The 20953-nt window shown below is 72.5% G+C and carries 17 protein-coding genes; 10 read left to right on the top strand and 7 right to left on the bottom strand.

The window, feature by feature from the left end; genetic code table 11:
- Positions 1-66: 66 nt before the first annotated feature.
- Positions 67-936 (bottom strand): DUF5667 domain-containing protein, encoded by an 870-nt coding sequence (locus tag ABZ794_RS16585; RefSeq protein WP_357516127.1) that lies wholly within the window; start codon positions 934-936, stop codon positions 67-69.
- A 289-nt stretch (positions 937-1225) separates the two neighbouring features.
- On the bottom strand, positions 1226-2182 hold the full coding sequence (locus ABZ794_RS16580; protein ID WP_210782539.1) for an ECF subfamily RNA polymerase sigma factor, BldN family: 957 nt from the start codon (positions 2180-2182) through the stop codon (positions 1226-1228).
- Positions 2183-2710: 528 nt separating this feature from the next.
- On the opposite strand from ABZ794_RS16580, the gene ABZ794_RS16575 reads away from it, so the two are divergent.
- From ABZ794_RS16575 to ABZ794_RS16565, 3 genes are read left to right on the top strand one after another with little or no spacing between them, the layout of a single operon-like run.
- Positions 2711-4375 carry an AMP-binding protein gene (locus ABZ794_RS16575; protein ID WP_357516125.1) on the top strand — a complete coding sequence of 555 codons (1665 nt, stop codon included), beginning with the start codon at positions 2711-2713 and terminating at the stop codon, positions 4373-4375.
- Complete coding sequence (locus ABZ794_RS16570; RefSeq protein ID WP_357516123.1) at positions 4365-4619, top strand: glutaredoxin family protein; 255 nt, start codon at positions 4365-4367, stop codon at positions 4617-4619. Before ABZ794_RS16575 ends, ABZ794_RS16570 begins: the two co-directional genes overlap by 11 nt.
- 20 nt (positions 4620-4639) lie before the next feature.
- On the top strand, positions 4640-5302 hold the full coding sequence (locus ABZ794_RS16565) for an HAD hydrolase-like protein (protein WP_238689072.1): 663 nt from the start codon (positions 4640-4642) through the stop codon (positions 5300-5302).
- Here ABZ794_RS16565 and ABZ794_RS16560 read toward each other — a convergent pair.
- Together ABZ794_RS16560 and ABZ794_RS16555 are read right to left on the bottom strand one after the other, a co-directional pair.
- Positions 5283-5936, bottom strand: coding sequence for a response regulator transcription factor (locus ABZ794_RS16560; RefSeq protein ID WP_030329744.1), 654 nt, complete (start codon positions 5934-5936; stop codon positions 5283-5285). The genes ABZ794_RS16565 and ABZ794_RS16560 overlap by 20 nt on opposite strands.
- Positions 5937-6053: 117 nt before the next feature.
- The gene (locus tag ABZ794_RS16555; RefSeq protein ID WP_210782545.1) at positions 6054-7358 is read right to left on the bottom strand and encodes a sensor histidine kinase; all 1305 of its coding nucleotides are present in this window, start codon (positions 7356-7358) and stop codon (positions 6054-6056) included.
- 371 nt (positions 7359-7729) lie between these two features.
- Between ABZ794_RS16555 and ABZ794_RS16550 the strand changes: the two genes are divergently transcribed.
- The 6 genes from ABZ794_RS16550 (at position 7730) to ABZ794_RS16525 (ending at position 14509) form a co-directional block, all read left to right on the top strand.
- Entirely contained in the window at positions 7730-8500 is a 771-nt protein-coding gene (locus ABZ794_RS16550; RefSeq protein WP_210782547.1) for a redox-sensing transcriptional repressor Rex, read from the top strand.
- Complete coding sequence (locus ABZ794_RS16545; RefSeq protein WP_210782549.1) at positions 8497-9894, top strand: glutamyl-tRNA reductase; 1398 nt, start codon at positions 8497-8499, stop codon at positions 9892-9894. The genes ABZ794_RS16550 and ABZ794_RS16545 overlap by 4 nt, the downstream gene beginning before the upstream one ends.
- The gene (gene hemC, locus ABZ794_RS16540; RefSeq protein WP_210782552.1) at positions 9891-10859 is read left to right on the top strand and encodes a hydroxymethylbilane synthase; all 969 of its coding nucleotides are present in this window, start codon (positions 9891-9893) and stop codon (positions 10857-10859) included. The genes ABZ794_RS16545 and hemC overlap by 4 nt, the downstream gene beginning before the upstream one ends.
- Positions 10856-12436 (top strand): uroporphyrinogen-III synthase, encoded by a 1581-nt coding sequence (locus tag ABZ794_RS16535; RefSeq protein ID WP_112584249.1) that lies wholly within the window; start codon positions 10856-10858, stop codon positions 12434-12436. Before hemC ends, ABZ794_RS16535 begins: the two co-directional genes overlap by 4 nt.
- A 20-nt stretch (positions 12437-12456) precedes the next feature.
- Entirely contained in the window at positions 12457-13440 is a 984-nt protein-coding gene (gene hemB, locus ABZ794_RS16530) for a porphobilinogen synthase (RefSeq protein ID WP_210782554.1), read from the top strand.
- Positions 13441-13933: 493 nt separating this feature from the next.
- Positions 13934-14509, top strand: coding sequence for a helix-turn-helix transcriptional regulator (locus ABZ794_RS16525; RefSeq protein WP_210782556.1), 576 nt, complete (start codon positions 13934-13936; stop codon positions 14507-14509).
- A 66-nt stretch (positions 14510-14575) separates the two neighbouring features.
- Here the strand turns inward: ABZ794_RS16525 and ABZ794_RS16520 are convergent, their stop codons facing one another.
- The 3 genes from ABZ794_RS16520 to ABZ794_RS16510 all read right to left on the bottom strand — a co-directional run bounded on the left by ABZ794_RS16520 (position 14576) and on the right by ABZ794_RS16510 (position 20633).
- The gene (locus ABZ794_RS16520; RefSeq protein ID WP_357516120.1) at positions 14576-17878 is read right to left on the bottom strand and encodes a lamin tail domain-containing protein; all 3303 of its coding nucleotides are present in this window, start codon (positions 17876-17878) and stop codon (positions 14576-14578) included.
- A 91-nt stretch (positions 17879-17969) separates the two neighbouring features.
- Positions 17970-18986, bottom strand: coding sequence for a GNAT family N-acetyltransferase (locus ABZ794_RS16515; protein ID WP_210782577.1), 1017 nt, complete (start codon positions 18984-18986; stop codon positions 17970-17972).
- A 72-nt stretch (positions 18987-19058) separates the two neighbouring features.
- The gene (locus ABZ794_RS16510) at positions 19059-20633 is read right to left on the bottom strand and encodes a lytic murein transglycosylase (protein WP_357516119.1); all 1575 of its coding nucleotides are present in this window, start codon (positions 20631-20633) and stop codon (positions 19059-19061) included.
- Between the two features lie 37 nt (positions 20634-20670).
- On the opposite strand from ABZ794_RS16510, the gene ABZ794_RS16505 reads away from it, so the two are divergent.
- Complete coding sequence (locus ABZ794_RS16505; protein ID WP_210782561.1) at positions 20671-20889, top strand: zinc ribbon domain-containing protein; 219 nt, start codon at positions 20671-20673, stop codon at positions 20887-20889.
- Positions 20890-20953 lie beyond the last annotated feature (64 nt).

The raw sequence follows: 20953 nt of genomic DNA, 5'->3' as shown, positions 1-20953 counted from the left end.
GGCGACCGGCCGGGCACACAGCGAACTGTGGCGCGGCCGGTCGGACGTGCGGTATGGGGACGCGGGTCAGCGGGCCCCGGGGCAGGTGCCCGGGTTCGGCCCGAGGGCGTCGCTGGCGGTCGGTGCCGGCAGGCCGCAGGCGATCGCCGCGCGCAGGTCGTCCGAGCGTTCCCGGATGCCGTCCAGCAACACCAGCGACCGCTGGGTCCGTTCCCGGTCGACCCGGGTGCTCCCGTCGAGCAGACCGCGTACGGCCCGGCGCTGGCTCGACACGAAGGTGTTGAGAGTGTCCAGGCTGCCTGGCTCGGCCCGCTGCACAGCGGCCGAGGTCAGCAGGCGGACTCCCTGCCGGCTGTCGGCGTCCATGTCGTCGAGGACCGCGCTGTAGCCGATCCGGTCGCCGCGCAGCTTGGCGGCTTCGCCGACTCTGGTCCGGGCGAAGTCCAGGAAGAGTTGGCCCCTGCTGATGTCGGAGCTGGCCAGGGCGAGCTGTGCCCGTTCGGTGGAGCGCTTCATGCCGTACAGCGCGTCACCGGGCACCGCGTTCTCGCTGGCGGCGGAGATCCCGGAGACGGCGATGGCCCCGGCGGCGATGCCGACCAGGATCGCGCCCCGGGCTCGGGCCCGCCGTGCGGTGACGGCAGGCAGTAGCCGCCCGCGGGTGGTCGTGGCGGCCGGTTCGCTGACCGCCGCTGGTGTGCTGCCCAGCCCTTCCCGCTCGGCGGTTGCGAGCAGCATCGCCCGCAGGCCGGTACGGAAGTCCTGGTCCACCTCGACAGCCGGGGGGTCGACGCTGAGCCGCTGACCCACTGCGACGAGCGGCGCCAGTTGGCCGTCCACCCGGGATCGCACGTGGTGTCGTCGAGCGCCGTTGGCCTCGTCGAGAAGCTGCGCGAAGCGCTCCGCGCGCCGGCGGGAGAAGAGGGTGTTGTCCACCGCAGGCACCTCCTCTCGCTGGTCACGGCCGGTCGGCCGCCGTCGTTGCCAGCGACCGGGCGGCAGTGTGACACCACGGAGGTGAGGTGCCGCCGGCATGCCGGTCGGACCTCGGTGACCCGGGCCTGCCGGGACATCCACCGGTCGCACCCGGAGAAACGCGGCGGACGGGGCACGGGTTACGGGCCTGGCGGAGCGGAAATTACAGAAAGTGATGGGCATCACCGGGCGGGACCGACTCTGAGCTGCGCGGACGTTGATCGACGCCCGTCGGTCCCGCCGTAACAAACTACGGCTGGAAGCCGTCGGGCAGCAGCCGGGCCAGGGCGCGGACGGCGCGGTACTGGAGGGCCTTGATGGCTCCCTCGTTCTTGCCCATCGCGCGGGCCGTCTCGGCGACCGAGAAGCCCTGGAGGAAGCGGAGCACTATGCACTCCTGCTGCTCCGGGTTGAGCTGCTTCACGGCGGTGAGGAGCGCGACGTTGGTGATGTGCTCCACCACCGCCGCCTCCGGGCTGCCCTCCGGGCCCCGGTCCTCCCGGTCGGCGTCGAGGACGTCGCCGGTGGTGACCTCGAGCCGGTACCGGCCCGACTTGAAGTGGTCCGCGACGAGGTTGCGGGCGATGGTCACCAGCCAGGCGCCGAGGTCGCGGCCCTGCCAGGTGAAGCTGCCGATCCGCTTGAGCGCGCGCAGGAAGGTGTCCGAGGTGAGATCCTCGGCGAGTTGCCGGTTGCCGACCCGGAAGTAGACGAACCGGAAGACGGTGTCCACGTAGCGGTCGTAGATCAGACCGAACGCCTCGGACTCGCCGGCCTGGGCCCGCTCGATCAGCGTCCAGACCTCGGTTGCCGGGTCGGACGGGTCCGGGCGGCTCGGGAAACCGGTCGGGGTGGTCGCGGTGGTGGCCGGCACCGCCGGGATCACCGCTGTCTCACCCGCCGCCGGGTCGGTGGTGACCGCCGGTGTGTCGGCTACCCGACGACCCTGCACAGGCATTGTGGGTCGAGACGGTACGGCGACCCGGCCGCCGGCCGGCTTCGCGTTGCCACCTGGCACCGCGGGTCGCGGCGGTGGCTCGTTGTGGTGTGGCCGGCTGCGGATCCGCTGCGCCGCGCCGTCACCCCGCACGACGCCGCCGTGCTGTTCGTCCGATGGGGCACGGGCCGCTGGCCGCTCGTTCACGTGGGAGCGGGCGGGTTGACCGGTCAGGCCGACCGGGCGTTCCGCGTAACCGAAGGTGGTCACCGTGTTGCCCCCGTCCCGTCGGTCGCCGGGCGGGCCGGTCTAGGTCTCGTCGGGGCGGACCGACCGGTTGACCGGTCGGGCAGGACGGTCACGGGAGTTGCCGACGGGCGGCAATTCCCCTGGAGGTGCTGGTCCAATGCGCTCACAGGCACGGGGGCCTCCTCGGGCTGAGGGGTGTCGACTCACGGCAAATGGGGTGAGCCGACCCGAGTGATGATAGGGCCAACGTCACCCGCGCGTGGCAAGTCCGTTACACAAGGCGGAAGTATTTCCCGCTCCGTCGCACCGGTGGCGGACCGGTTGTCCGTCGTGTGCGATTGACTTTCCGCCGGTCGGGTGTTCCAGGGTGGATCCCCAGGTCGGAGGCTTACCACCATTCGGCCGACCCGCCGCGCCGGGCGGCCGGACGGGGGCGGCCGAACTGCCCGTGGTCAGCGTCGCACGTCCCATCGACAGGACCTGATCGGATCGCCGGTGGCACACCGGACAGTCCCGTACATGGGACTGTCGCGGTGTCGCCCTCCGGGCGTGGGCCCCACCATCGGGCGTGGCCCGTCGCTGTCCGCTGTGCCAGACTCGATCACCGTGCAGGACGCCTCGGAAAGCCCCGCGCCGAACATCGCCGACCGGGTCCGCCGAGCGGCTCTCGACCGCGCCGACCGGCCCGCGCTGCACTGGCGTGAGCACACAGTGAGCTGGTCCGAACTGGACGCCGCGGTGGACGCCGCCGCGCGCGGCCTGTCCGCCGCAGCGCCACCCACCGACCCCGGCGGTACGCCGCCACGCGTCGCCATCGCGCTGCCCAACACGCCGGACTTCGTGATCGCCTGGCTCGGCGCCCTCCGCGCCGGGCTGGTCACCGTGCCGGTCAACCCCGGCCTCACCGCCCCGGAGCTGCGGCACGTGCTGGCCGACTCCGGCGCGTCGGTGCTCATCGCCACCGACCACGTTCGAGCGCTGGTCGCCGACGTGGCCGCCGAACTGCCCGCACTCGCCTCGGTGTACGGCACGCCACCGACCGCCGAGGCGCCCGGACCGGCACCCCGCCCTCGACGCGGCGGCGCCGACCTGGCTGTACTGCTCTACACCTCCGGCACCGAGGGGCGACCCAAGGGGGCGATGCTCTCGCACCAGGCGCTGCTCGCCAACCACGAACAGGTCGCGGAGATCGAACCGCCGGTGGTCGGGCCGACCGACACTGTTCTCCTGGCGTTGCCGCTGTTCCACGCGTACGGGCTCAACTCGGGGCTCGGCGCGGTCGTGCACCACGGCGCGGCCGGTGTGCTGCTCGACGAGCCCGGCCCGACGGCGGGGCTGGACGAGGTCGAGCGGCACCGGGTCAGCGTGCTGGTCGGCGTACCGTCGATGTTCCTGACCTGGGCCGGCGCGGCCACGGCCCGCGCGGCGACCGCGGCGGTGCGGGTAGCGGTCTGCGGCGCGGCACCGCTCGAACCCGCTGTCGCGGCGCGCTTCGCGGAGGTCACCGGGCATCAGGTGCACATCGGGTACGGCCTCACCGAGACCGCGCCGGTGCTCACCTCCACCCTGGTCGGCGGCGTGGCCAAGCCGGGTTCGATCGGCCGGCCGCTGCCCGGGGTGCGGCTACGCCTGGTCGGCGCCGACGGGACGGACCTGTGGCGCGACGGGCTGACCGTCCCCGACGACGACCCGGACGAGCTGGACATCTCCGACGTGGCGCCGGGCACCGACCCGGGGCAGATCGTGGTGTCCGGCCCCAACCTCTTCACCGGCTACTGGCCCGACGGTCGGGGCGGCCCGGCCGCCGAGGGTTGGTGGGGCACCGGTGACATCGCGTACGCCGACGAGGACGGGGACCTCTTCCTGGTCGACCGGCTCGGCGAGTTGATCCTGGTCAACGGGTTCAACGTCTATCCGCACGAGGTCGAGCTGGTGCTCGCCGGGCACCCCGGGGTGGTCGAGTCGGCGGTACTGGGTGTGCCGCACCCGCGGACCGGCGAGACTGTGCGGGCGTACGTGGTGCCGGTGCAGGGCCGACCGGTGACCAGCGAGGAGTTGCTCGCCCACTGCGCACGGAACCTGGCCCGGTTCAAGTGCCCGACCGCTGTCGAGTTCGTCGACGCCCTGCCGCACTCGGCGATCGGCAAGGTACGCAAGACCCAACTCCGGTCGGCGACGCCGACCGACCGCACGGAGGTAACCGATGGCCAGTGACGCCCGACTCGCCCTGATCACCCGACCCGGCTGCCACCTGTGCGACGACGCCAAGGCGGCGCTCGACCGGGTGGTCGCGGTCACCGGCGACAAGTGGGTCGAGTGGGACGTCACCGGCGACGAGGGGTTGGAGCAGGAGTACGGGGACCGGCTGCCGGTGGTGATGCTCGACGGCAAGGAGCACGGCTACTGGCGGGTCGAGGAGGACCGGCTGCTGCGGGACCTGACCACGCCGCAGCTCTGACGGGTGCCTATGGTGCTCTGATGACCTCTGCGCCCCCGCACCTCGTCTGGGACTGGAACGGCACCCTGCTCAACGACCTCAGCCTGGTGGTGTCCGCCACCAACGTCGTGTTCGCGAGCTTCGGTGGGCCGACGGTCACCCCCGAAGAGCACCGGGTGCGATTCCGCAGGCCGATCGCCGAGTACTACGCCGAGGTGCTCGGGCAGGCCGTGGACGACGACGAGTTCGGCCGACTGGACAAGATCTTCCACGACGCGTACCGCACCGGGTTGACCACCTGTGAGCTGGCTGCCGACGCGCGCGACGCGATGGCGGCCTGGCCGGGCAGCCAGAGCCTGCTCTCCATGTGGTTCCACGAGGAGCTGGTCCCGACCGTGCACACGTACGGGTTGACCGGTCACTTCACCCGCGTCGACGGGCTGCGGGCCACTGTCGGCGGCGGCCACAAGGCCGAGTCGCTCCAGCAGCACCTGGTCGAACTGGGCGTGGACGGCGCCTCGGTGGTGCTGATCGGCGACTCCATCGACGACGCGGACGCGGCGCTCGCGGTGGGTGGCCGTGCCGTGCTCTACACCGGCGGGTTCACCGACCCGGCCCGGCTGCGCGCCTCCGGTCACCCGGTGGCCGACACCCTCACCGACGCGGTTGCCCTGGCCCGGGAGGTCAGTTCCGCAGATAGGTGAGGACGGCCAGCACCCGCCGGTGCTGTTCGGTGTCCGGCGGGAGGGTGAGCTTGGTGAAGATGTTGCGCACGTGCTTCTCCACGGCGCCGTCGCTGACCACCAGGGCGCGCGCGATGGCGGTGTTCGAACGCCCCTCGGCCATCAGGGCGAGCACCTCGCGCTCGCGGGGGGTCAGCTCGCGCAGCGGGTCGTCCCGGCGCCGCCGGGCGAAGAGCTGACCGACCACCTCCGGGTCGAGCACCGTGCCGCCGCCCGCCACCCGCCGCAGCGCGTCCAGGAACTCGTCGATCGCGGCCACCCGGTCCTTGAGCAGGTAGCCGATCCCGCCGCCGGCGCCGCCGGTGGTGGCGAGCAGATCATCGGCGTACGACACCTCGACGTACTGGGAGAGCACCAGGATCGGCGTACGCGGCACCAGCCGGCGCGCCTCCACCGCAGCCCGCAGCCCCTCGTCGGTGTGCGACGGCGGCATCCGGACGTCGACGATCGACACGTCGGGCCGGTGCTCGACCACCGCCTCGACCAGGGCGTCACCGTCCCCGACGGCGGCCACCACCTGGTGCCCGCTCTCGGTCAGCAGCCGGACCAGCCCCTCCCGGAGCAGGACGGCGTCGTCGGCGATCACGATGCGCATGGCTGTGTTGTCTACCACGTCCGGCCCGTCGTACGGGCTCGGCGCGGTGCCGGACCGGTCACAGCATCTCGTTTGTTCGCGACTGCGGGGCTCGCAAACCCGGCTCACTCCTCGCGCTCACAGGGGAAGCTCGGCGCGGACCTCGGTGGGGCCGCCGGTCGGGCTGACCACCACCAGTTCGCCACCGGCGGCCCGGACCCGGTCGGCGATGCCGGCGAGCCCGTGCCCCTTGGCCAGGTGCGCGCCGCCCTGCCCGTCGTCGCCGACCCGCACCTGCAGGCGGGTGTCCCGCCGGGCCACGGCCACGGTGGCCTCGGTGGCCCGGCTGTGCTTGGCGACGTTGGTCAACGCCTCGGACACCACGAAGTACGCGGTGTTCTCCACCGCCGGGTCGAGCCGTCCGGCCGGGGTGCCGAGCTGCGGGTCCACCTGGAGCTCGATCGGGATCAGCCCGCGGCCGGCGATAGCCGCGAGAGCGCTGGGCAGGCCCCTGTCGACCAGGATCGGCGGCGCGATGCCCCGGGACAGCGCCCGCAGCTCGGCCAGCGTGTCCCGGGTCTGGGTGACCGCCTCGTCGATGGTGCGGCCGGCGGCCTCCGGGTCCGAGGCGAGCTGCATCCGGGCCCGGCTGAGGTCCATCGCCAGCCGGACCAGGCGCTGCTGGGGGCCGTCGTGAATGTCACGTTCCAACCGGCGTAGCGCGGAGGCCTCGGCGGAGACGGCGGCCCGCTTCTGCTCCTCCAGCACTGTGATCCGGTCGCGCATCTCGGCAACCCCGGTCAGCATCGCCTTGGCGAAGCTGGCCTGGAGCAGCGCGCAGCCCCGCACCACGATCGGCAGGGTGATCAGGAAGAACACCCCGAGCGCGGTGTACAGGCCGATCCGGGCGGTGGTCGAGTCGCCCAAGCCGAGCAGCTGCGCCAGGTCCTGATCACCCTCGCCGTCGGCCCGGGGCAGGGCCCAGTCGTACGCCCAGTAGAGCGACCCGGCGATCGCCGCGGCCCACCAGGACAGCGTCACCACGAAGGTGCCCGCCGCCGCGATCAGCCGCAGGATGCCGTGCGCAAGGTCGAGCCAGGACTGGGCGTCCCGCATCGGTACGAAGATCCGCCGCCAGGCGTTCGCGCCGGCCTCGGGCAGCCGGTAGTGCGGCCGGATCCGGGGCTGGTGGAGCACAGCGGGCAGCCGCAGCCGCTCGACATCGGCCAGGCCACGGGCGGTGTACAGGGTGCCGCTGAGGATCGGCAGGCCGATCACCGTGACCACCAGGCCGATGCCGACCGCGAGGCCGACGATGAGGACGACGAAGCTGGCCAGCCCCAGGGGCAGGCCGAGCAGGACGTACCCGGAGTCGACGAAGAGCTGGCGGGGGATGCTCGGTGCCAGCGTCGGTCGGTCGCTGGTGGCGGCAACGGCGGTCATGCTCAAAGGCTAGGCATCTGGGCTCGGTGTCCCCATCCCGAAACCCCGCCTCTCCTCCGTAGTGCTGCCCCTACCACCGCGAAGAGGGCCCGGGGCAGGGCCGGCGCGGGATTGGTCAGAGAAGTCGGGATTGAGCAATAATCGCCCGGGGCCGTGGGTGGACCTGGGCGTTCAATCGATCTTGTGGAATGGAGGGGCTGGTGAGGTCGCGCCACGCAGCGACAAGATCGCGATTTGTGCACGTCTTCACAAGCGCCTACGCTGTGACTCCGACGCGCCCTGCTAGCACAGCCGGCAACCTCGGTCGCCAGCGGGAGTCCACAAACGGCCGACCAGCGGAGTTGGCCGAGGATCGCACCGCACGGAGTCTCATGAGTCAGCACCGTCACCCAGGCGCGCCCGGCCGCGCCGGTGCCGTACCGACGCTCCCGGATCTGCCCGAGGCGACCGTCGCTCGGCTCCCGGAGTACCTGCGCGCGCTGCACAACCTCGCCGACGCAGGGCACGAGACGGTCTCCAGCGAGGGCCTCTCCGCCGCCGCCGGAGTCAACTCCGCCAAGCTCCGCAAGGACCTCTCCCACCTCGGCTCGTACGGCACCCGGGGCGTCGGCTACGACGTCGCGCTGCTGATCGAGCAGATCGAGTATGTGCTCGGGCTCACCCAACGCCGTGCGGTCGCCCTGGTCGGCGTGGGTAATCTCGGTCACGCTCTGGCCGGCTACGACGGCTTCGCCAGCCGGGGCTTCCGGATCGCCGCACTGCTCGACGCCGATCCCTCCCGGGTCGGTGAGGAGATCAACGGCCTGGTAGTCCGGCATGTCGACGATCTGCCGACGGTCGCCGCGGAGGAATCCCTCGCGATCGGCGTGATCGCCACCCCGGCCGCCGCCGCGCAGCAGGTCGCCGACCAACTGGTCGCCGTCGGCGTGACGAGCATCCTCAACTTCGCGCCGTGCGTACTCTCGGTTCCGGAGGGGGTCGACGTGCGCAAGGTCGACCTCGCCATCGAGCTGCAGATTCTGTCCTTCCACGAGCACCGCAAGGCGTCGCTGACCGCGCTGCCCGCCACCGGCGGGACCGCTCTCACCGCCCTGCCGGGCGGGTTCGCGGCCACCGACACCCAGGAGGCGATAGGCACGTGAAACTGCTCGTCGTCGGCGCGTCCTACCGGACCGCCCCGGTCGCCACGCTGGAGCAGCTGGCCGTGCCCCCCGCCGACCTGACCCGCACACTGGACCGCCTGGTCGCCCAGCCGTACGTGGCCGAGGCGGTGATCGTCTCCACCTGCAACCGGGTGGAGGTCTACGCCGCCGTGTCCGGTTTCCACGGCGGGCTCGGCGACATCTGCGCCGTGCTGGCCGAGCAGGCCGGCAGCTCGCCGACCGCGCTCGCCAGCCACCTGTACGTGCACTACGACACCGCGGCCGTGGACCACGTCTTCCGGGTCGCCACCGGTCTGGACTCGATGGTGGTGGGCGAGGCGCAGATCCTCGGCCAACTGCGTGACGCGTACCACTGGGCCACCGGCGCCGACTCGGCCGGCCGGCTGCTGCACGAGCTGATGCAGCAGGCGTTGCGGGTCGGCAAGCGGGCCCACGCCGAAACCGGCATCGACCGGGCCGGCCAGAGCGTCGTCACCGCCGCCCTGGAGCTGGCCGCCGGGCACCTCGACGGCGACCTCGTCGGCCACCCGGCCCTGGTGGTCGGCGCCGGTGCGATGGGTTCGCTCGGGGTCGCCACGCTGTCCCGGTTGGGCGCCGGGCCGCTCACCGTCAGCAACCGGGGCGCCGACCGGGCCGTCCGGCTCGCCGAGTCGTACGGGGCAAGTGCCGCGCCGATGACCGAGCTGGCCGACACCCTCTCCACAGTGGACATCGTAGTGGCCGCCACCGCGTCCACCGAACCGGTCCTCACCCGGTCGGTGGTCACCACGGCGCTGGCCGAACGCGACCCGTCCCGGGGCCCGCTGGTCCTGCTCGACCTGGCCGTTCCGCGCGACGTCGAGGAGGGCGTCGCCGAGCTGCCCGGTGTCGAGGTGATCGACATCGACCGGATGGCGGCGCTGCTCGCCGACGGTCCGGCGGCTGCCGACGCCGCAGCCGTCGAACGCATCGTCCTCAGCGAGGTCGAGGGTTTCCTCACCTGGCTGCGCGGCGCCGACGTGGCACCCACAGTGGCCGCGCTGCGCGGCCGGGCCGACGACGTGGTCACCGCCGAGCTGCGCCGACTCGCCCAGCGTCGCCCCGACCTCGGCGACGACCTGCGGGCCGAGGTGGCCCGCACTGTGCACCGGGTCGTGCAGCGGCTGCTGCACCAGCCCACCGTCAAGGTCCGCCAGTTGGCCGCGGAACCCGGCGGCGACCAGTACGCGGCACTGCTGCGCGAGCTGTTCGACCTCGAGGTGCCGCAGACCTCGCCGGTGGACACCGTCCCGGACGTGCTGACCCCCGACCTCGGCATGGCGCTCCCCGGCACCGACCCGGTGTCCGGAGCCGACGCCGCCGAGCCCACCCCACCCACCGGAGGTGCGCGATGACCGCCCCCCTGCGCCTCGGCACCCGGGGCAGCGCCCTGGCGATGGCCCAGTCCGGCCAGGTCGCCGAGGCGGTGACCGCCGCCACCGGCCGCCCCGTCGAGCTGGTCGAGGTCGTCACCGCGGGTGACCGCTCCAACGCGCCGGTGCACCGGCTGGGCGTCGGGGTGTTCGTCTCCGCCCTGCGCGACGCGCTGACCGCCGGCACGATCGACTTCGCGGTGCACTCGTACAAGGATCTGCCCACGGCCGCCGCCGGTGGGCTGCACATCGCGGCGGTGCCGGCCCGGCAGGACCCGCGCGACGCGTTGGTGGCCCGCGACGGCCGAACGCTCGCCGAGTTGCCGCCCGGGGCCACAGTGGGCACCGGCGCGCTGCGCCGGATCGCCCAGTTGCATGCCCTCGGCCTGCAACTGGAGGTCACCCCGATCCGCGGCAACGTCGACACCCGCCTGGGGCGCGTGCTCGGCCCCGAGGCCGACCTCGACGCCGTCGTCCTGGCCCGGGCCGGTCTGGCCCGACTCGGCCGGCTCGACGTGATCACCGAGTCGCTGGACCCGATGCTCATGCTGCCCGCTCCCGCTCAGGGTGCGTTGGCCGTGGAGTGCCGGGTCGACGACCAGGACCTGGTCGGGCTGCTCGCCGTGCTCGACCACGCACCGTCGCGTGCCGCGGTCACCGCGGAACGTGCGTTTCTGGCAACCCTGGAGGCCGGGTGCAGCGCACCCGTCGCCGCCTATGCCGAACTCGCCGAAGGCGAGACCGGCGATGAGATCTACCTGCGCGGGGCGGTGATCAGCCCGGACGGCACTCGTGACCTCCGGCTGTCCCGCACCGGAACGCCCGCCGACGCGGCGGAGATCGGTAAGGCACTCGCCGCCGAACTCCTCGAGCTCGGCGCCGACTCGATCCTCGGCCACGAAGGACACACCGGCCCGGGGACCCAGCAATTTGGGAGCACAGAATGACCCGCACCCGTAAGCCCGTCGGCCGTATCGCGTTCGTCGGGGCTGGCCCCGGTGACCCGGGCCTGCTGACCCGTCGGGCCCACGACGCCCTGGTCGACGCCGACCAGGTGATCTACGACCGGGGAGTCCCGGAGTCGTTGCTCACCGTCGTTCGCGCCGAGGCCAGGGACGATGCCGAGTTCACCCCGGCCGAGGGCGCGCCGGGGGACGTGGCGAAGGTGCTGATCTCCGCGGCCCGCTCCGGGCTCAACGCGGTGCACCTGGTCGCCGGCGACCCGTTCGGGCACGACTCGGTGGTCAAGGAGGTGCAGGCGGTGGCCCGCACCGCCGCCCACTTCGAGGTGGTGCCCGGCGTCGGCCAGGCCGAGGGTGTGGCCACCTACGCCGGGGTCCCGCTGCCGGGTGTGCGTACGGCAGCCGACGTCGAGGACGTCAGCGCACTGGACTTCGAGGCGCTGGCCACGGCCGTCGGCCGGGGTTCGCTAGCGCTCGCCGTGGACGCCGGTGACCTCGCCGCCGTCCGGGACGGGCTGCTCGCCGCCGGGGTCGACGGCACCACTGGCGTCGGGGTGACCGGCGACGGCACCGGCGAGACCCAGTACACGACCACGTCGACTGTGGACAGCTTCGTGGCCGCCGCGCTCGGTTTCACCGGCCGGGTGGTCCTCACCGTCGGTGTCGGCGTGGGGCAGCGCGACAAGCTGAGCTGGTGGGAGAACCGCCCGCTGTACGGCTGGAAGGTGCTCGTACCCCGTACCAAGGAGCAGGCTGGCGCGATGAGCGCCCGGCTGCGCGCGTACGGGGCGATCCCGTGCGAGGTGCCGACCATCGCGGTCGAGCCGCCGCGTACCCCGGCGCAGATGGAGCGGGCGGTCAAGGGCCTGGTCGACGGCCGGTACGCCTGGGTGATCTTCACCTCGGTGAACGCGGTCCGCGCGGTCTGGGAGAAGTTCGCCGAGCACGGTCTCGACGCCCGGCACTTCGGCGGCGTCAAGATCGCCTGCATCGGCGAGGCCACAGCGGACGCGGTCCGCGCGTTCGGCATCCAGCCGGAGCTGATCCCCGCCGGGGAGCAGTCCTCGGAGGGCCTGCTGGCCGAGTTCTCGCCGCACGACGAGATCCTCGACCCGGTGGGCCGGGTGCTGCTGCCGCGCGCCGACATCGCCACCGAGACCCTCGCCGCCGGGCTCACCGAGCGCGGCTGGGAGGTCGACGACGTGACCGCGTACCGGACGGTGCGGGCCGCTCCGCCGCCCGCCGAGATCCGCGACGCGATCAAGTCGGGCGGATTCGACGCGGTGCTCTTCACCTCGTCCTCCACCGTGCGCAACCTGGTCGGCATCGCCGGGAAGCCGCACGCCCGGACCGTTGTTGCCGTCATTGGGCCCAAGACGGCGGAGACCGCGACGGAGTTCGGCCTGCGCGTCGACGTCCAGCCGCCGCACGCCTCGGTGCCCGACCTGGTGGAGGCGCTCGCCGCCTACGCCGTCGAGCTGCGGGAGAAGCTGGCCGCCATGCCGGCCAAGCAGCGCCGTGGCTCGAAGGTGCAGGGCCCGACCGCTCTGCGCTTCCGGTAGTCGTTCGAGGAGGGCCTGCCATGTCGTACCCCGAGATCCGGCCCCGCCGGCTGCGCCGCAACCCGGCGGTCCGCCGGCTGGTGTCAGAGACCCGGGTCGACCCGGCCGAACTGGTCGTGCCGATGTTCGTCAAGGAGGGGCTGACCGAGCCCCGCGCCATCGGGTCGCTCCCGGGGGTGCTCCAGCACTCCCGGGACTCGCTGCGCAAGGCGGCGGCCGAGGCGGTCCAGGCCGGTGTCGGTGGGATCATGCTCTTCGGCGTGCCGGAGAAGCGGGACCCCACCGGCTCCGGTGGCATCGACCCGAACGGCATCCTCAACGTCGCCATCCGTGACGTGGTGGCCGAGGTGGGCGACGCCACCGTGGTGATGAGCGACCTGTGCCTCGACGAGTTCACCTCGCACGGGCACTGTGGGCTGCTCACCCCCGACGGTGAGGTCGACAACGACTCGACCCTGGCCGCGTACGCCGAGATGGCGGTGGCCCAGGCCGCCGCCGGGGTCGGCATGGTCGGGCCGTCCGGGATGATGGACGGCCAGGTCGGCGTGGTACGCCGGGCCCTCGACGCCGCCGGCTACCAGGACGTCTCCGTGCTGGCGTACGCGGTGAAGTACGCCTCCGCCTTCTACGGCCCGTTCCGGGAGGCGGTGGAGTCGGCGCTGGAGGGCGACCGGCGCACCTACCAGCAGGACCCGGCCAATCTGCGTGAGTCGCTGCGCGAGGTCGCGTTGGACGTGGCCGAGGGCGCGGACCTGGTGATGGTCAAGCCGGCGCTGCCCTACCTCGACGTGGTGTCGGCGGTGCGGGCCGCGGTGGACGTCCCGGTCGCCGCCTACCAGGTCTCCGGGGAGTACGCGATGGTCGAGGCGGCTGCCGCGAACGGCTGGATCGACCGCGAGCGGGTGATGCTGGAGACGCTCACCTCGATCAAGCGGGCCGGCGCGCAGGTCATCCTCACCTACTGGGCCGTCGAGGCCGCCGGCCTGCTCCGCCAGCGTTACTGAGCGGCCCCGCCTGCGACCGTCGGCTGACCGCGGACCCTCGTGACGTGTGCGCGGTGAAGCGGGCACCGCACGTGGCCGTGACGGCTGGGCTCCCTGCCGCGTCTGGCGGACTCCTGGCCTAGACGCCGCTTCGGCTGGTTGATTCCTGGGCTCGACGCCGTCTTGGCTGGTTGATTCCTGGCTCGACGCCGTCTTGGCTCGCGGATCCCTGGCCCGACGTCTCCATGCCAGCCTTTGCTCTGCACCCGCCGATGCGACGGCTACGGACCGCAACCGGTGCATATCGGGGTGCAGAGCAAAGGGGAAGGGTTAGGGGTTGCGTCCCTGGTCGTCCGCGGTGGAGACGTGCTGCTCAATGCCCACGGATTTGCCGGCTATGCGAGAGCCACCTATCCCGCGGTGACGGACGCACGGTTGTCCACAGGTCCTTCCGTTGTCCACAGGCCCGCCGAACGGGACTGCGAGGAACGGAGCGAACCGGGACGGTGGCGGCATGGACGACTCACCGACACCCCCAGGTGCAGGAGCACCCAGCGCCGACAACTGGATCCCCGACGGTCCGAGCCCCAGCATCGCGCAGCGGAAAGTCATACTCAGCGAGCCCTCCGACACCCCATGGCCGGTCGTCGGCATCGTCCGCGCGGTCCGTCGTCACGCCGACCTGAGCCAACGTGAGCTGGCCAGGTGGGCGGGAGTGCACCACGCGACCATCGGCCGCATCGAGGCCGGTCGGACTGTGCCGAGCATTGAGCTGCTCCGCCGGATAGTCGGGGTCGTCGGATGTCGGCTGGCCGTCGTCGACGAGTTCGGCCGGGTGCTCAGGCCGATGCGGGACTGGGAAGACACGCGCGACGGCGCGGGGCGCCGCTACCCGTCGCACCTGGACACCATCCTCGACCCTGAGCCGGGGGAGTGGTGGGCGGACATCTACGGGCTGGCCCGCCCGCCCGAGACGTTCTACCGCAATCGGGAGGTCCGGGACGCGATGCGTCGGCGCAGCCAATGGGAGGTGCGGGTAGCCAGGCACCGCGGCGATCCGCCACCGCCACAGCTCTGGCGGTACCAATGAGGCAGGAGAGACGACGGCCCGCCGCCCCGGGTGGGTCCGGCGGGCCGTCGTCGACCACATTCAAAATCAGTCGTCGTTGGTGATCGTTCCGGTCGCGAGTGGATCGGCCAGCCGCAGGCCGGGCACGCCGGCCACCAGCAGCGTCAACTTCTCGTCCGCCTCCCGCTTGCGGTCACCGCGCACCGACACCGGGAACGCCACCGACGTCTGCCCGGCGGGCAAGACCTTGCAGCCGGCGTACGGGTCGAAGTCCGAACCCGTCTGCGCCGTGAGACCGACGGTGGCGGCGCAGAGCAGCACTGACTGAGAGAGCGGCCGAGACACGGTGGCGGTGAAGGTGAGCTGCCGAGTGCCCTGGTTGCCCTCGGCCACGGCCGAGTCGGCCACTGTCAACGACGCCCGGGATCGGAACCGGGCCACCTGCGGGTCGTGGTCACTGGAACCCCGCGACCCGTCACCGGCGAACTCCGCCGGCCAGTCGGCGTTGATGTGCGCCGCCCGCACCTGCACCAAATCGCCGTGGAACGCGTCGTTGACGAACAGGTGGTCGAGAGTCTGCGCCTGCCCCTCGAAGCTGTACGAGTAGGCCGAGGCCGGCACGTCAGCGACGAGGTTGTCCCACAGGTTGTGCAGGCCCGCCTCGTAGAGCGGGGCGAGCTGGTCCGACGGCGTGGGCTGGTCACCGATGGCGCTGAGCTCTTGGTGCCCAAAGGGCAACGGATCGTCCGGGCGGGGGAAGACGTTCAGGTCCCCGCCGTAGACCACCCGGGCGGTCCGGTCGGCCGCCTCGATCGCGGTGACGATAGCCGCGCCGTAACGGGCCTGCTCCCGCCGCTGCCCGACCCGGCTGTCCGGGCCGGAGGAGTAGTGGTTGCTGAGGGCGTACAGGGTGAACCGCTCGGTCGAGCCGGGCGCCGCGGCCACGCTGAACTTGCCCAACTGCGGGGCACGGGTGAAGACGTTGCTCCCGTCCCGACCGGTCGAGGTGTCCACATCCGCCGGCAACACCGCGTTGAGGGCCTTCGGGTTCTGCACGTCGGCGTTGGCCGGCAGCCCCGCAGCCCGGTACTGAACGGTCGGTGCCGACCCCAACAGCGGGTCCGCCGCCGTCGCGGCCGCCAGCGACACCCGGTCCGTGCGATACAGGAAAGCTGCGGTGATACCGCGGGCGTCCGCGCCGGTCCGGTCATAGGCGGCGGCGTACGCGGGCCCACCGGCCGCCGCGACAGTGAGCGCCAACTCCTGGATGCTGTCCGGAGCGCCATCGGCGTTGTTGGTGTCGCCGCAGCTCAGCGTCGCCCCGGAGACCGCGCAGATGTCCTGGTCCTCGGCCTCCTGCACCAGGATCAGGTCCGGTGCGTGCAGGTCGGTGACGATCTGGTCGGCGAGCGCGGCAAGCTGCTCGCGGTATTCCGTCTCGCTGCGCGGGACGTAGTCGAACGGCGGGGTGACGCCCACGCAGCCGGCGTTCCCGGCGAAGTCGCAGCCGTCGAACGGGTCGTCGCGGTAGTCGTACAGGTTCTCCACGTTGTAGGTGGCCACTGCCACCTCCTGCGACCGGTCGGCCGGCTTGGGCGGGTTGTTCTTCGACGGGTCGGCCCCGGCGGCGAACTCCGCCCGCTCGACCTGGACGCCGTACTTCTCGAACGAGTAGTAGACCCCGCCCACCGCGTCCGCCCGCAGCGTGTCGAAGGTGTGCGTCGGCGGGAGCAGCGCGGCGCTGTCCCCGGCGGTGGCCTTCACTCCCATGCTGCCGAGCAGCGTCCGCTGGCCGTTTCCGTCGTCGAAGCGGCGGGTCGGGTCGTTGTCCAGCGGGTGCGAATCACGGAAGACCCGCCGGGAGTACGGGTCGGCGCGGTCCAGCAGCGGGTCGTCGCGGTCGACCACCCACAGCTCCGCGTCGGCAGTGGAGGAGAAGACGTCCCGGCCGCTCACCGCGCCGCTGCCCGCGCGTACCCGCATCCGGGAGCCCTCGTGCCGCTCCCAGAAGCGCTGCGCGTCGTCCAGAACGGCCGGCGGCACCGCGTCGGCCACCGCGACCGCGGAGTCCACTACCAGCCCACCGCCGATCCGGCGGACCAGCGACGCGCCGGAGAGCTGGGTGAAGTTGTAGTACTCCGACACCCGGGCCCGCAGCACTACCTCATCGCCGACCGTCGGCACGTAACCGCCGATCAGCGAGGTGAACGTACCCATGAACACGAAGATGCCGTCGGAGCTGGTCGGGTCGCCGTCGGTGTCACCGACGCGGCTCTGCAGGAAGAAGCCGTGCTGCTCCGCCCCGGCCGAGGTGCGGGCCAGGGTCAACTGGGTGATCACGCCGCGTACGTCGTACAGGGTGCTGCTCGTGCCGTTGCCGCTCGCCGGTGCGAGCGGTGACCGGTCGCTCGGACCGGACTCGCTGTCGGTGGTCGGACCCTGCACCTCGCCGACGGTCAGCTCCCGGGCCACCTGCACGGCCAGCGCGCAGCTCGCGGTGCCACCGTCCGCGTCGGTAGAGGTGAGGGTGACGGTGTACGCCCCGGCGGCGAGGTCGGCGCTCACGCCGACCGTGGCGCGGGCGGTGCCGCCCACCCCTTCGGCGGGAGTGAACGCGGTACGGCTGATCGAGCCGGCGGTCGGGCTCGGGCTGATCGCGGTCACCGCCAGGTCGACGATCGTGTCGTCGGGGTCGGTGGCGCTCACCTCGCGGCTCGCGGCCGTGCCGGCGGCGGTGACCAGCGGCCCGCCACACGTCAGCGCGGCCGGTGCGTCGACCGGGCCACCGCCGTCCACCGTGTGCGCGCCCAGCCCGTCGAACGTGTCGATGGGGAAGCCGGCCCACTGCGCGGCGGGGTCGAACGCGTCCGACGGGTCGGTGTCACCGGCCGTCACGCTCGGCAGCCGGCGCACTGTGTTGTCCGCGGTGCTGGTGACGCCGGCGCCCCACTCGGTGCCCGGGTCGACGCCCACCTGGCCGATCGAGTCGAGCACCGTGCTGCCCCGGCGCAGCACTATCGCGTCGTCACCGTTGAAGAGGCTCGCCCCGGTGGTCTGGTCGGCCTGGGCGAGGATGGCGGCCCCGGCCGAGGCGCTGGCGAACACGAACGCGTCACCGGCCGCCACGCTGCCGGTCAGGGCGATGGTGGTGGCCGTGGTGGAGCCGTTGAAGTGGAGCTGCAACTGGTAGCCACCGGCCGCCAGGTCGACGGCGGTGCCCGTGCCGTTGAACAGCTCGATCGCCTTGTTGTTCGACGAACCCTCGACGTACTCCGAGATGAACAGGTCGGTGGGCGCGGCGCTGGCCGCGGTGGGTACGACGCCGAGCGCCGCGACGGTCACGGCGGCGGTGGCGGTCGCGAGCGCGGCGATTGAGCGGCGCGGGCGCATAGGGCCTCCACGATGGGTGGATGGGGTCAACGCACGTTAAGGTGCGCGGCTGTCCACCGTCCATCCCCTAATGGACAGTTTCGTGAATTCCTCAGCGTGGCGGATCGAGGCGGTGCACCAGCTCAGCGACGTCGACGCTGTATTCGCACCAGTCCCGGTCGGGGCGGTAGCCCAGCTCCGCGTTGACCTTCAACATCGCCTCGTTGGCCTGCGCGTTCCAGGTCTGCACCTCGATCAACTCCGGCTCGGCGGAGCGCAACTCCAGCAGCATCCGGGCCTTGATCGCCCGATCGATGCCGTAGCCCCGGTGATCCTGCGCGACGATCGTGTCGTACTGGTCGGCGCGGGTCGGGTGCTGCGCCGGCACCACCACCTCGGTCAGGCCGGCCACCTCGCCGCTCTGCTCGTGACGGGCGAGCACGATGTACGGCTTCATGCCTCGCCGGTGCAGCGTGTCGAGGCTGTCCCGCAGCCGCTCCGGGTCGTAGGAGCTGGGGCGCAGCTCACCGTCGTCGACGTCGCGCACCTCGGCCTTGGCCCGCGCGTACGCCTCGATCAGGTCGTCCGGCGGCCCGCCCGGGAAGAACTCCAGCTGGTAGCCCGTCCCGATGCCGGTGGCCATCTCGGCCAACTCGGCCCAGTCCACCGAGGTCAGATCGAGCACGCTGCGTGTCTCCACGTACTCCCGGTTGAAGCCGAGCGACTCGTAGAACCCGACCGCCGGCGTGTCGCCGACAACCTCGACCCCGATCGACCGGAAGCCCTCCTGGTAGACCCGGCGCGCGGCGCGCAGCACCAGGTCACGACCGAGGCCGGTGCGCCGCGCGGACGGGTGCACCAGCACCTCGAGCACACCGATGTCACCCAGAAGGAGTACGTGCACCTGGCCGAGCACCGCGCCCGTGTCGCCCGGAGCGGTCGGCTCGGCCTGGGCGATCCAGGAGATCCGCCGCTCGCCGGGCATCACCTCGGCGAGGTATTCCCGCAACGAAGCCACCCGCCAGGGCGGATCCTGCGGCAGATCGGCCGCCAGGACCGCGTTCAGCGTGGCCAACAGCGACGCGATCTCGGCGGACGACGCGGTCCTGGGGTCCCACTCGCGCACCATCACCCGTCTAGCTTGCCGCTAACAGAGGCCCGGGGGAAGTGTCCAGTTCTCCAACGTATCGAGACGATCACTTCACGACCGACTGGCCCGTCCGTACCGGTTCGCGGTGTCGTAGACGTCCTGGGCGTACCGCCGTACGTCGTTGTAGGAGAGGATCGCGTTCCACCAGTCGCCCGCAATGCTCAGGTTTCGGCCGCCCTTGCAGAGGTAGTTTCCCGCTGCCAGGGCGGCGTCGTCCAGGTCGTGCGGGTCCTTGCGGCCGTCGTTGTCCGCGTCCGCGCCGATCTCCTGCCAGGTGGTCGGGATGAACTGCATCGGCCCGATGGCGCGGTCGAGGGTCGCGTCCCCGTCGAGCGCCCCACGGTCGGTGTCGATGATCCGCATCCGACCCTCCTTCCCGTCCAGCGCCAGCCCGATGATGTTGGGCACCGCCTTGCCGTCCTGCCCCAACCGCGCGCCGTTGGCCGAGCCGTGTCCCGATTCGACCTGCCCGATCGCGGCCAGCGTGGTCCAGCTCAGCGCACAGCTGCGGTTGGTCTGGGCGAGCACCAGCTCGGCGTAGCCGTACGCCTGCATGGCGACCGCCGGCACGCCGACCTTGGCACCGACCTGCTGCGCCCAGCCGGCCAGGGCGTCCGACGGTCGGCCACCGATCACCGACCCGGTCGGCAGCCCGTTGCCGGGCAACCCGCCGGTGGGCAGCGGAAGGGTCGGCAGCGGCCCGGTGGGCAGCGGGCTGGTCGGCAGGCCGGACGGCATCCCAGGCGCGGCGACCCCGCTCGGCGCGGCCGAGGCGTCGACAGCTACCGGGCGCGGTGAGCGGATCGCGGCCGGTACGAGCAGCGCTCCCGCCGCGGCGGTCGCGGCCACCAGCGCCAGCAGGAAGACGCCGGGCAGGGTCAGCCGACCACTCGGCCGGCGTGCCCAGGCGCGGGTCGCCTGGGCCGCGGCGGCTGCTGCCCGGCGGGGCGGCAGACGTACCGCGTGGGCGAACTGCACCCGCCGCCGACGGGCCGGGTCGGGCGCCGGCACGACCGGGATCTCATCCACAGTGGTCTTGGCCGGATCCGCGGCACCGGTCTTCGCGTCGTCAGCGGGCGGGTCGGCGCTCGACGCGCCGGCCGTCTTCGACGCGGCCGGGCCACTGGCGCTGCCGTCCGCCTTCGGTTCCTCGGCTTTCGCGTCGTCGGCTCTCGCGTCGTCGACCTTGGGGGCATCGGCCTTGACGATGTCGGTCTTCTGATCCTCGGGTTTAGCAGCCTCGGCCTTGAGGTCCTCGGTCTTACCGGTCCCGGCCTTCGCGGCCTCGGCCTGGGAGGCGGCTGCTGGACTTGCGGTCGGGACGGGTGCGGCCGGGATGTTCGTGCCGGTGGCGCTCGCGTCCGGTTCGGACCCGGCGGAGTCGGGCGCGGTGGGCTTCGCCGCTGGCGGAGCCGGCGCGGTGGCCGCTGGCGTGGTGGCCGGTGGCGTGGCCGGCGGGCCAGCGGAACGCCCGCTCAGCCAGGGGCGGCGGGGCCGGGGCACCTTGCGCACCGGGTCGGGCGCGGCCCCGGAGCCTTCGAGCGGCCCGTCCAGCGGCGCGGCCGGTCGTAACGGTTGCACACGCTTGTCGTCCTCGCCGTCCACCACCTGTCGAGTATCACCCATCCTCCGCGAACCGCCAGATCCACGTACCCTGGGTGGCATGCCCCGGTACGAGTTCCGCTGCCGCGCCTGCGGCGACACCTTCGAGGTCAACCGTTCGATGGCGGCGGCCGGTGAGCCGGCCAGCTGCCCTCAGGGACACGCCGACACGGTCAAGCTTCTCTCCGCGGTCGCGGTCACCGGTCGCAGTGGCGGTGCCGGTGGTGCCCCGGCACCCGCCGCTGGTGGTGGCTGCTGCGGCGGCGCCTGCGGCTGCTGATCGGGCCAATTCGCCGCCGCCTGGTGGGCCGGCCTTGCCGGGAGCGGGTCCGAGTGGCACGTTG

It is taken from the genome of Micromonospora sp. NPDC047187 (genome assembly GCF_040643355.1).
GTDB classification, from domain to species: domain Bacteria; phylum Actinomycetota; class Actinomycetes; order Mycobacteriales; family Micromonosporaceae; genus Micromonospora; species Micromonospora salmantinae.
The sequence above is the reverse complement of the archived record's forward strand: the minus strand, read 5'-3'. Positions and strand labels throughout refer to the sequence as shown.

Excerpts from the sequence above, each read along its gene's own strand:
- ABZ794_RS16505 (WP_210782561.1), top strand. The coding sequence starts at position 20,671 with ATGCCCCGGTACGAGTTCCGCTGCCGCGCCTGCGGCGACACCTTCGAG.
- ABZ794_RS16550 (WP_210782547.1), top strand. The coding sequence starts at position 7,730 with ATGAGTCAGCACCGTCACCCAGGCGCGCCCGGCCGCGCCGGTGCCGTA.
- hemC (WP_210782552.1), top strand. The coding sequence starts at position 9,891 with ATGACCGCCCCCCTGCGCCTCGGCACCCGGGGCAGCGCCCTGGCGATG.
- ABZ794_RS16510 (WP_357516119.1), bottom strand. The coding sequence starts at position 20,633 with ATGGGTGATACTCGACAGGTGGTGGACGGCGAGGACGACAAGCGTGTG.
- ABZ794_RS16560 (WP_030329744.1), bottom strand. The coding sequence starts at position 5,936 with ATGCGCATCGTGATCGCCGACGACGCCGTCCTGCTCCGGGAGGGGCTG.
- ABZ794_RS16570 (WP_357516123.1), top strand. The coding sequence starts at position 4,365 with ATGGCCAGTGACGCCCGACTCGCCCTGATCACCCGACCCGGCTGCCAC.
- ABZ794_RS16515 (WP_210782577.1), bottom strand. The coding sequence starts at position 18,986 with ATGGTGCGCGAGTGGGACCCCAGGACCGCGTCGTCCGCCGAGATCGCG.
- ABZ794_RS16525 (WP_210782556.1), top strand. The coding sequence starts at position 13,934 with ATGGACGACTCACCGACACCCCCAGGTGCAGGAGCACCCAGCGCCGAC.
- hemB (WP_210782554.1), top strand. The coding sequence starts at position 12,457 with ATGTCGTACCCCGAGATCCGGCCCCGCCGGCTGCGCCGCAACCCGGCG.
- ABZ794_RS16520 (WP_357516120.1), bottom strand. The coding sequence starts at position 17,878 with ATGCGCCCGCGCCGCTCAATCGCCGCGCTCGCGACCGCCACCGCCGCC.
- ABZ794_RS16565 (WP_238689072.1), top strand. The coding sequence starts at position 4,640 with ATGACCTCTGCGCCCCCGCACCTCGTCTGGGACTGGAACGGCACCCTG.
- ABZ794_RS16555 (WP_210782545.1), bottom strand. The coding sequence starts at position 7,358 with ATGACCGCCGTTGCCGCCACCAGCGACCGACCGACGCTGGCACCGAGC.
- ABZ794_RS16535 (WP_112584249.1), top strand. The coding sequence starts at position 10,856 with ATGACCCGCACCCGTAAGCCCGTCGGCCGTATCGCGTTCGTCGGGGCT.